The sequence below is a fragment of the Halomicronema sp. CCY15110 genome (genome assembly GCF_016888165.1).
GTDB lineage: Bacteria > Cyanobacteriota > Cyanobacteriia > Phormidesmidales > Phormidesmidaceae > Halomicronema.
Map to the genome: position 1 here is coordinate 1 of NZ_JACSWC010000398.1, position 7,346 is coordinate 7,346.

Annotated in this window: 11 protein-coding genes and 2 pseudogenes; 8 read left to right on the plus strand and 5 right to left on the minus strand. The window is 52.0% G+C overall.

What is annotated here, in order from left to right; genetic code table 11:
• The 5 genes and pseudogenes from JUK32_RS20595 to psb34 all read right to left on the minus strand — a co-directional run.
• Positions 1–416 (minus strand): annotated as a pseudogene (locus JUK32_RS20595) (CPBP family intramembrane glutamate endopeptidase); the annotation flags it as partial.
• 267 nt (positions 417–683) lie between these two features.
• The gene (locus JUK32_RS20600; protein ID WP_204140749.1) at positions 684–977 is read right to left on the minus strand and encodes a P-II family nitrogen regulator; all 294 of its coding nucleotides are present in this window, start codon (positions 975–977) and stop codon (positions 684–686) included.
• Between the two features lie 110 nt (positions 978–1,087).
• Positions 1,088–1,261, minus strand: coding sequence for a hypothetical protein (locus JUK32_RS20605; protein WP_204140750.1), 174 nt, complete (start codon positions 1,259–1,261; stop codon positions 1,088–1,090).
• Between the two features lie 277 nt (positions 1,262–1,538).
• On the minus strand, positions 1,539–2,093 hold the full coding sequence (locus tag JUK32_RS20610; RefSeq protein ID WP_204140751.1) for a pentapeptide repeat-containing protein: 555 nt from the start codon (positions 2,091–2,093) through the stop codon (positions 1,539–1,541).
• Positions 2,094–2,510: 417 nt separating this feature from the next.
• Positions 2,511–2,828, minus strand: coding sequence for a photosystem II assembly protein Psb34 (gene psb34 / locus JUK32_RS20615; RefSeq protein ID WP_204140752.1), 318 nt, complete (start codon positions 2,826–2,828; stop codon positions 2,511–2,513).
• Between the two features lie 207 nt (positions 2,829–3,035).
• On the opposite strand from psb34, the gene JUK32_RS20620 reads away from it, so the two are divergent.
• The 8 genes and pseudogenes from JUK32_RS20620 (at position 3,036) to JUK32_RS20655 (ending at position 7,273) form a co-directional block, all read left to right on the plus strand.
• Entirely contained in the window at positions 3,036–3,284 is a 249-nt protein-coding gene (locus tag JUK32_RS20620; protein ID WP_204140753.1) for a hypothetical protein, read from the plus strand.
• Positions 3,285–3,430: 146 nt separating this feature from the next.
• On the plus strand, positions 3,431–4,420 hold the full coding sequence (locus JUK32_RS20625) for a glycosyltransferase family 2 protein (protein WP_204140754.1): 990 nt from the start codon (positions 3,431–3,433) through the stop codon (positions 4,418–4,420).
• Between the two features lie 304 nt (positions 4,421–4,724).
• The gene (locus tag JUK32_RS20630; protein WP_204140755.1) at positions 4,725–5,081 is read left to right on the plus strand and encodes a Spx/MgsR family RNA polymerase-binding regulatory protein; all 357 of its coding nucleotides are present in this window, start codon (positions 4,725–4,727) and stop codon (positions 5,079–5,081) included.
• 423 nt (positions 5,082–5,504) lie between these two features.
• The gene (locus JUK32_RS20635) at positions 5,505–5,645 is read left to right on the plus strand and encodes a hypothetical protein (RefSeq protein ID WP_204140756.1); all 141 of its coding nucleotides are present in this window, start codon (positions 5,505–5,507) and stop codon (positions 5,643–5,645) included.
• A gap of 93 nt (positions 5,646–5,738) precedes the next feature.
• Positions 5,739–5,966 (plus strand): hypothetical protein, encoded by a 228-nt coding sequence (locus tag JUK32_RS20640; RefSeq protein WP_204140757.1) that lies wholly within the window; start codon positions 5,739–5,741, stop codon positions 5,964–5,966.
• Positions 5,967–6,033: 67 nt separating this feature from the next.
• The gene (locus JUK32_RS20645; RefSeq protein WP_204140758.1) at positions 6,034–6,684 is read left to right on the plus strand and encodes a transposase; all 651 of its coding nucleotides are present in this window, start codon (positions 6,034–6,036) and stop codon (positions 6,682–6,684) included.
• 27 nt (positions 6,685–6,711) lie between these two features.
• Positions 6,712–6,921: pseudogene (locus JUK32_RS20650) on the plus strand (sterol desaturase family protein); the annotation flags it as partial.
• 169 nt (positions 6,922–7,090) lie between these two features.
• Positions 7,091–7,273: a CsbD family protein gene (locus JUK32_RS20655; protein ID WP_204140759.1), complete on the plus strand. Its 183-nt coding sequence runs from the start codon at positions 7,091–7,093 to the stop codon at positions 7,271–7,273.
• Positions 7,274–7,346: the final 73 nt, after the last annotated feature.

Sequence of the window (7,346 nt, forward strand, 5' to 3'; positions counted from 1 at the left end):
ATGAAGGTCATGGCGATCGCGGCCAGCAGTGCCGTCCCGGACGTCAACGGCGCGGTGAACAGATTGCCCTTGACGGCCGCCCCCGCGTAGAACATCAACGGCAGCCCCACCAAAAAGCCATACCAGGCCGGATGGCAACGCCAGAGAAAAATTCGCGATAGAAATCGCCGTAAGCCCGCCCGCCCACCGTAGTGAGTGACCAGAATAAACGCCGCGATCGCTGGAGCCCACACCGCCAGGATAAACAGCGGATGATGCCCGCTCATCTCGCCAAAGACAGCCCCCATCGGCCTCGGCCAGAAAATATACAGCGCCAAAATGCCCCAGGCGATGCCAAAGGTCATTAACAAAAAGGGGGCGATCGCAGTCCCGGGAACGGGATCCGGCTGGGTAGCGGGTAAGTTGCTCTGCTTCATGAGAGATCCTGGGCTTAAACTTTAGGGCAGCGCGATCGCGGCCGATTAAGAAACTTTTGTGGAGTTGATGCAGAGTCGTTGGCGATCGCGCATCGTTAGCGATCGCCAACTCTTGCCCTAACCGCGTCTATGGATGGTCCGAGAATGGGCCTCATTTAGACGCCCTTAGATTGAGGCCGACCGAATGCTCCGTCAGTTTCTAATTTTAGAGTTGTGCATACTTGCCAATATGCTATTTCCTTCGGGGAGGCACGACCTCAGACAAGCTCAGAATGAACCTTCTACCGCTTGCCGAAAAGCGATCAGCGCATGGGTCTCTTGAAACGGCTTCAAGGCTTCGAACAACTGATCAGCAATGGTGGCATTGACGATGGTTTTGATTTCAATATTGGTGTTGTAGCCCGCAATATCGCCCATCCGCCTGCCATGACTGCCCGCGCCCTTTGCGGGAATCATCGTGTAGCCCGAAACCCCTAGTTGTTTGAATAGATAAATTAAGCGTTCCTGCAAAACCGCTTCGCCAATGATCGTGACGAGGGTACCTTTCGTTAATGTCGCCATGTGAACCTCGATAAATGTGCGTAAACAAGTTGGCAAGGGGGGCAAAAGATGAATCACACCATCAAAAATTGCAATCTTTCGCCAGACTGATGAGTTGCAAAATCTCGCCCCTATTTATCGCATCTAACCCAAAATGCGGAAACGCCCGCCACGGGGTACTGCGCCTTTTGCCAAGCGAGGCCGCCCAGGAGTTCGGCCATGTGCTGATAGCCCACCCGGCGTAACTGATCAGCCGCTTCTGCGGTACAGCGATTGGTCTCACCGTAGAGATAAGTGTCTCGCATGCATTCAAGATGGGAGCGAGCCCAGCCCAGCAGTTCCCCCTTGGACACCGGAAGGGCTCCTAAGATATGCTGCGCTTGAAACGCAACGGTCGCTGAGATCAATCACCGTGAGCGCTGGTTTACCCCAGTCAAGGCGGTTTTTGAGTGCCTCAACAGCAATTTAATCCGGGATGTTTTCTGGCAATGAGATCAATCGAAAAAGCTGCGCCATGGTGGGTATCCAAGAAAAGATCAAAAACGGATTGAATTGACCCCTTTCACTGAAGTTTCTAATGTCTCAGCCGAGTACAGCCGCATCGACCATTTGCGTTTGATTCAATCCAGTCGTTTCAATGTTGGTGCCCTCAAGATTAGCCCCTGTGAAATCGGCTTCACCGAGGTAGGCTCCCGTCAAATCGGCATCAGCAAGGTCAGCATCCCGCAGGTTAGCTCCGGTCAAATCGGCACAGCGTAGATCAACACCGCTTAAATTCGCTCGGCTCAAATCTGCCTGGTATAAGTTACTGCCACCCAAATTGGCCCCACTCAAGTCGGCACCACTGAGATCAGCCTGGGACAGATTGGCACCACTGAGATCAGCGTTACTTAAATCAGCCTGGGTTAAACAAGCTCTAATCATTGCGGCATGGGCTAAGTTACTTTGATTGAGCTTGGCCTGATTGAGGTGGGCTGCCGTTAGATCAGTGCCCCGCAAGTCAGCACCGACCAACTCAGCACCGGCTAAGTCAGCGCCGATGAGGTTGGCATTGATCAAACACACCCGTACTAAGCTGACATGACTAAAGTCGCGATGTCCATCGGCGTAAAGGGTGAGGATCTCTTGAGCGTTCATATTTTTGACCTGTTATTGATGGGATGGGGAAATTAGCCTGCCCCGCCGTTGAGCACCGTTCAGACTATGACCACAGTTGGCTGAAAGTCTGAGAGTCAAACACCTTGACAGCGCTGTTTTAGGGATGAGGAAAAGTTCAGAGAGCCTTGTAAAATATTGTTATTGGCATCCTCGTGGGTCTCTAGATAGCATTTGCTGCAATTTCTCAGGAACTACTGCCATACAGCCGATAAAAATGCAGTCCGACTTGCGGTGCTTGTCATTGGGGAAAGTAACCGATTGACCTGTTGATTTGAGCAGATTGAGCAGACAATTAATGAATCAATCAGCGGTGAAACTTCGTTTTTGGCATACAGCGATCGCGGCTAACTCGCCGCGATCGCATTTCCTTAATGAGTGCAGAAATAGCTCTTGAAGCTAGCTTACAAACCGTGAAACTAGCACGAGAGTAGCTACCAACAAAGTTGCAGCAATACCCCAGTAAACGTAGCGCCGCTGTTCGCGCGGTGAAGGGTACTCTGATGGGTAAACCTTGGGTTCAACGGCAAAATTATTGATGCGCCCTTCATCATCAATCGTTGAACCAGAAATCGCTGACTCTTGAGATGAGGGGCCTTCGCCGGGGGCATCAAGGCGCTGATGAGCCTGCACCTCAGCAGGCACCAATTCGCTACCATCGCTATGATGCAGTGGCTTGAGATTAGTGTTTGGAGCTGATGATTGAGTCTTATCCATCGTATTTTTGTATATTAAATTGACTTATACTTTAATTTTAACGCAATTACTTTATCTGATTATTCTTCGCTCAATGTTTGATATTTCAGAGCCTTTTTGATGACTTTTCTAATCGATTTGAAACGAATTCTGTCGGTGTTCGTTTTCTTCTTGAGCGATGCCTAGGGCCGTATCAGCCGCATTACGACTATCGGCGATCGCAATCCGGTGGGCAAAGTCGAGCCCCATGACCAGGATTGTGAGCAGCGGAGCGCTACGCTGACAGAATTGCGATCGTTGAAAGCCCGCCGACTAGTCATCCTGGTAATGGGATTCAATGCCGTCAAACTGCTGAAATGCCGTCAAACCGATAATCCTTTCGAAAAATCATCGAACCTGTTGGCAACTGCCTGGAACGAGTCGGGCATTATCGGTAAGCAGGCAACGCCTGACAAAAGTTCTGCCAATCGCGACTAACAGTTTGTGTAAGGCCCCTTGTGACGAGGTGAAATGGTACAACCACTGGCTCGTCCTCACCTTGAATTCCCCTTCCAGTTGTGGGTACGACTTATCCATCCTGGACTGCCCCACTCTTATCGTCAGCGAGCACTCGCAATTTTCCTATGACAATCTCGGTCTCTGTCATTATTCCGATTTATAACGGTATTCAAGATTTGCCCGATTTAGAGACGTGCTTGCTGGCGCAGACTTTTCCGGCTGACCAGGTGGAGTTTTTGCTGGTGGACAACGATAGTCAAGATGACACGTTGGCGAGGCTGCGGGACTTTAGCGATCGCGCTCGGCGGCAAGGCGTCACCGTCCGGCCGCTGTCTGAGGTGGCGATCCAAAGTTCCTATGCGGCTAGAAACCGAGGCATTCGCGCTGCCCAAGGCAACATCTTGGTCTTTACGGATGCGGACTGTCGCCCTGAACCGACATGGCTGGCTCAGATGGTGCCGCCTTTTGAGACTGAGACGGTGGGGTTGGTGGTCGGCGAAATCAAAGCCCTACCCGGTGATTCCTGGCTGGAACAGTTCGCTGAGCGGCGCGAAATCCTGTCCCAAAAATTCACCATTGCCCATGGGTTCTATCCCTATGGCCAAACGGCGAACCTTGCCGTCCGTAAGGTGGCGTTGCAAAAATCTGGCCTGTTTCGGCCCTATCTCACCACTGGCGGCGATGCGGATTTGTGCTGGCGCATTCAAATGACGGGCGACTGGACGGTGCATTTTGCGCAAGACGCCATTATTTGCCATCGTCACCGCTCGACCCTTAAAGAGCTGGGCAGTCAGTGGCGACGCTATGGTCGGTCTAATCGTTATCTTTACGAACTGTTTGACGTGCCGCTGCAACAGGAGTCGCCCCGGTTTCATGTGGCTAACCGGCTCACTCGCTGGCTGCTCAAAGGGTTGCCGGTGGCAGCGTGGCGATCGCTCCGGGGTCAGGCTCCGGCCATCGAGATGGTAGGGCCGCCGTTAGATTTGTTTTGTGGGCGATCGCGAGAACAGGGGCAACGCACGGCGAAGCTACCCCCCGCCGCCCGCGAAATTGAATGGCTAGAGAGTGCAGCGGTTCAGCCTGATCCAGCCTCTAAGTCAGAAGCCGCCAATTGAGACGTGGCATGATGGCTGTCTATAAGAAATTCGCTTGGTGTCCCCTGGTGTTCACATTCCCCAGCCCCTACTTTTAGAGGGCGAAGAGGAGCCGAATCGACAGCCCCTCACCCCTCGGAGAAGGGATTTAAGGTGAGGGTTAAACGAGTCAGCACGGGGCAAGCGGGATAGAAACCGGAAAGGTGTCTCTATTACGGATATGTATTACTGTCCTGAAGTGATGCCGGTACCTTGACGAAGCGCGGGCTCAGTCTGTTACGCTACTGGCGATTAAATATCTTTCCAGTCACTTTTCTCTACCGCTATGGCACTTCAGGTTTACGGTATTCCCAACTGCGGCACGTGCAAAAAAGCCTTTAGCTGGCTGGAATCGAACGGCGTCAGTTACGACTTTATCGACACGAAGATTGCTCCCCCGACCCGTGACATGATTGCTGAATGGGTGGCAGTTCTGGGCTCTAAACCGATGCGGAATACTTCTGGGCAGGCTTATCGCGCCATTGGGGAAGAGAAAAAAACCTGGAGCGATGAGCAATGGGTCAAAGCCTTTGCCGAGAATGCCATGCTGCTGAAGCGTCCTCTGTTTGTTAAAGACGGTCAGGCAGTATTGGTGGGCTTCCGGGCCAAAGAAGATGTTTTGCAAGCAACTTTGAACGGTTAGTCTGCATGGAGGCTCGTCTGCATCGCTTCCTGTATCGCGGCTTTGGCGGATGGTCTAGGAGCGCGATCTCACCATCGAGAAAGTCGCTCAGGGCAGGCATTGGACTGTGGTTGGCGATCGCGGCTAGCCACCCAACTGTCCCAACACGATAAATATTGACCAAGCAAAAATCGCGAGCGTCAGTAGCGTAGGAATCGTAGCTGGCATGGTTAATCCTGTCGTGTCTGCATGGAATTCTTTCTTCAAGGTAAAAATAAAATTCCCGCAGCAAAATCGCCTGAATTTCGGCAACCCGCACTACCCAAAGTTCGAGTTACTGGGGATTGCCGTGGATCACCTTAGGGGCTCGCTCAAAAATAGAGTACCAATAGCCACACCACCCTGAGATAAACTTCATGTATCAGTTAGGGGTAGGCATGGCCAATGCTAGATGAAACCGTCAAATTAACGCTGAAAGATGCCGCCCAAAAACTGACCGGGCCGAAAAAGCGAGCGTTCATGGCAAAGGTAGCTGAGGACTACTTCGGCGGATCAGCACGGCAAGCCGAAACCCATCTGGGTTGAAAACGCCAAAGTGTTCAATTAGGGCTTCATGAACGACGCTGCGGGGTGACGTGCCGGGATAATTATCAGGCACGAGGCCGCCAGAAAACAGAAGTGAACCTGCCGACATTGGCCGCCGATATTCGAGACCTAGTGGATGGGCAGTCCCCAGCCGACCCCACCTTTAAGACCACATTTGTCTATACGAAAATCAGCGCCCAGGCGGTGCTGACGGCGTTGACGACAGAGAAGGGATACCCTGAAACGGCCTTGCCCTGCCGTCAAACGATGGGCACGATGCTCAATCGGCTGGGCTACCACCTAAAAAAACACAAAAAGTGAAGCCGCAGAAAAAGCTCCCCGAAACCGATGCCATTTTCGAAACCGAGCCGCTGACGCGAATCCCACCGTGCTGAGACTGTCGATTGATAGCAAAGCGAAAGTCAAAATTGGCAATCTCTCTAGACGGGGCCAAGCCCGTACTCTGAAAGCGAACCAAGCCGATGACCACGATGACCACTGGGCTGCCGTCTTAGTCCCCTTTGGCATCCTCGATGTGGCGGACAGCCAACTCTCGCTCTACTTTGGTCAGTCTGCCGAGACCAGCGATTTTATTGTCGATTGCCTAGACGCTTGGTGGGACGAACATCGGGCCAGTTATCCTGACATTCAAGCCCTTGCGATTGATCTCGATGGCGGCTCGGCGGTTCGCAGCAACCGCACGCAGTTCATCAAACGGTTGGTGCAGTTCGTTCAAGCAACCGGGCTGAAATTGCACTTGACCTATTATCCGCCGTATCACAGCAAATACAACCCGATCGAGCGGTGCTGGGCGGCCCTGGAAAATTACTGGAATGGCACGCTACTCAACACTGTTGACGAGGCGCTGCGATGGGCGTCCAATATGACCTGGAACGGCATCTCGCCCTTGGTTCATTTGGTTGAGGGCATCTATCCCAAGCGAGTATCGGTTCCTAAGCAAGAATTGGAGGAGTGTGAACAGCAGTGGCAACGTTCTGAAATCTTGCCTAAATGGGATATCTCCATCTTCCCGGCTTAAACGGTACCTTATTTATTTGCTGGCCCCTTAGGGCTCGATCGCCTGCCCGCCCTATTTCCGCATCATTGGCTCGGTCAATGGGTTATTGGCCCGGCCCACCATTCTATTCATCACCGCAAATACACCGTGCATTTCGGGCTGTATTTCACCTTTTGGGATCGGCTGCTCGGCACTCAAGATCCGGACTATGGACAAGCTATGAGCGATCGCTGGCTCGGCAATGCTGATGCCTCTTAGGCTTCACTACTTTTACCGCCATGATTGTCGTTTTGTATCTTTTTTCCACCAAATCATTCGGAAAATCGAACACTAACCCTCAACAATAACGTGAGAGGCAAGATGGTCTCCTCAACTCAATCAAAATGATTCAAGTTCACAGATAAAACAGATAACAAAGGATGCAGTCATGAGCTTAAAAGCTCAGGCCAAAACCGCCGCTAGGGATGTTGAGGGTAAAGTTCAAGAAGCTACCGGTGACTTAACCGGAAATCAAGAAGCCCAGGCGAAAGGTAAGGCCAAACAGGCGGAGGCCAAAGTTACTAAAAAGGTAGAAGAACTGAAGGACGACGCTAAAAAGTTGCTTGACTAGTACCGCATAGCGGAAATGCATATACCCTTAAGGAGTGAGTTTTAGAGGCTGACGTCGAATGCCTGGTCCCGCC